We start from the raw sequence: 2,275 nt of genomic DNA, 5'->3' as shown, positions 1-2,275 counted from the left end.
CCCCGGTCAATGACACCTGCCACAGTTTCTGCGGGAGAAAGTACGCTTACACGCTTAATGTTAAGCTCCTCTAAGCTGTTAATCACCTCCACCAAAGGTGTTTTCTCCTCCACTGTGGGAATTTCTGATAAAGGACGCACTATAGTTTCCAACGTCTCGGTGTCCCAACGACTACGCTCCACAAAATGTAAATCCTCAATTTTCACTAGCCCACGATAGCGTCCATTAGTTGCAGCGTAGTAGGGCATTGGGTTTTGCCTATCGGTTAAGATATACTCATCAGCAAAAGAACGTAAGGTCTGGTTGGCTTCCACCACCCGAAAGTCACGGGTCATGGCATTAGATGCCATCAGCTTAAGTAAGACTTCTTGCAAGGTGGTTAGCTGGTCATAGGCACTGGCATTGCGAAAAATAAACCAGCCAATCAGAGTTGGCCAAATGAATGCCAAGGTACCGGTCAGCAGAGTCATGCCTAATCCTAGGGATAGGGCTATCAGCCCAAACCCCTTACCCGTTCTGGCAGCCCAACGCACACCTGTAAACAGATCTCCAGTTAGTTTCCAGACTGCTGCTTTCAACACTTGTCCACCATCTAAAGGTAGACCAGGAATTAGGTTAAATAATGCCAAGACTAGGTTGATTCTCGCTATCTCATTGGCGATAGTATATGCCCAAGCCGAGGTGGGTAATGTCAGAGTTAGGACATAAAACAGACCAAAGAGGATGAAGCTCACTAATGGTCCTGCGATCGCTACTTGAAAGGCTTCTCCTGGAGTCTTCGATTCTCGGTCAATCGACGCAATCCCGCCAAATATAAATAGGGTAATCGAATTAACTTTGATACCCTGGGAGAGGGCAGCTAGACTGTGACCTAATTCATGTAAAAGTACAGAACTAAATAACAACAGTGCCATCGCCAATCCAGCTACCCAAGCTAAAATCGACCCTAGGCTAGAGTCGAACTCTCGCGCATTAATCATCGTTACCAGTAGCAAGATGAAAAACCACGATGGGTCTAGAAACAGTGGGATTCCGAATAGAGAGCCAACTCGCCAACCTGATAGCATCACATTTTCCTTATCTGAGACCTTCCATAGCTCTACATACCAGCATAAAGTAACTCCTATGTTCTGGGCTCATGGAACTGCCACAGGCATCCGCTCACTCAGACGAGTGTTTAGGTCTGCAAGTAGGTCATTGCCACTACGACGAGCTTGCCAAGGACCAGTGTTATACTGATCGATTATCCATTGCCCATTCATCAAGTCTTCTGACTCAGCCAAGGTACCAATGTACTGGATTGGAGTCGATGAGCTAGTGATGTATCGCTTAGTAAATTGGATGCGCCGTCCGATTACCTCTCCACTTAGCTGGGCTTCTCCTAAGTAACCGTCGTCCAAAATATTCCCAGTGATTGTATTCTTGCTTTGAACCAGAGTTGCTTCAAACCGGGTGGGTACTCCCCCTTGCCAGTAAGTTCCGAGCCAAGTGCCAGTTAAGTCTGCCATGAACACCAAATTTTAGTGAGGAGTTAACTAACCATTATAATATAATTTTGGTCTATATAGCAAATTTAGATAAGTAAGTGGTGAGATTAAGAAGAAACCGAAAGAGGAGGAAGACACCGGAACCAATCGCACCTTTATCTCTTGGTTAACACAAACACACTCTAGTGATTCCCCCGTCCAAATTCCCGATTCCCGATTCCCGATTCCCGATTCCCTAATATTTCATAATTGTCTGACCAATACACGATTACACTATCATTGCGCTTTTTGCTGGCACTTTGGCAAATAAAAGTAGCATAGTCTAGCAATAATAATTCATATTAGATGCCATAGAGCAATACCACCTAGCTTATTAGTTGTCAAGGTTACAGGAATGATGATGGATGGGGAAGAATTACTGAAGCGATATGCTGCTGGAGAACGGGACTTTCCAGAAGCTAATCTACAGGGAGTATCTCTGGCGGGAGTAAACCTGAGCCAAGCTAACCTACGACGTGCTAATCTCAGCCAGAGTTGTCTCAAGGGCGCTATTCTTAAAGGTGTCAATCTGCGAGAAGCGAATTTATCTGGTGCTAATCTACAGGGAAGTGACCTGTGTGAAGCCAACCTTATTGTTAGTAACCTGAGTCAGGCAAATCTACATGAGGATGAACCATACTGCCCAACTAAGTGTTATGCAGAACTGGTTTGAAGGGATTTTTTATCTAAAAAAAATCTATCTTAATTAGAACCTAAATAAATTCTCCAAATCAACTAGTAATCTGGAG

At 44.5% G+C, this 2,275-nt stretch carries 4 protein-coding genes; 1 reads left to right on the top strand and 3 read right to left on the bottom strand.

Features of this window, described 5'->3' with window-relative positions:
• The 3 genes from F6K20_RS34885 to F6K20_RS34875 form a co-directional block, all read right to left on the bottom strand.
• On the bottom strand, window positions 1–1,067 hold a 1,067-nt coding region (locus F6K20_RS34885), incomplete at its 3' end, for a site-2 protease family protein (RefSeq protein ID WP_287297863.1).
• 69 nt (window positions 1,068–1,136) lie between these two features.
• Window positions 1,137–1,508, bottom strand: a complete 372-nt coding sequence (locus tag F6K20_RS34880; protein ID WP_008188360.1) for a hypothetical protein — start codon at window positions 1,506–1,508, stop codon at window positions 1,137–1,139.
• A 161-nt stretch (window positions 1,509–1,669) separates the two neighbouring features.
• Window positions 1,670–1,816, bottom strand: coding sequence for a hypothetical protein (locus F6K20_RS34875; protein ID WP_154659917.1), 147 nt, complete (start codon window positions 1,814–1,816; stop codon window positions 1,670–1,672).
• Window positions 1,817–1,881: 65 nt separating this feature from the next.
• Between F6K20_RS34875 and F6K20_RS34870 the strand changes: the two genes are divergently transcribed.
• The gene (locus F6K20_RS34870; protein WP_287297861.1) at window positions 1,882–2,199 is read left to right on the top strand and encodes a pentapeptide repeat-containing protein; all 318 of its coding nucleotides are present in this window, start codon (window positions 1,882–1,884) and stop codon (window positions 2,197–2,199) included.
• Window positions 2,200–2,275 lie beyond the last annotated feature (76 nt).

It is taken from the genome of Moorena sp. SIO2C4, assembly GCF_010672485.1.
GTDB lineage: Bacteria > Cyanobacteriota > Cyanobacteriia > Cyanobacteriales > Coleofasciculaceae > Moorena > Moorena producens.
This window is presented reverse-complemented; position numbering and strand designations above follow the sequence as displayed.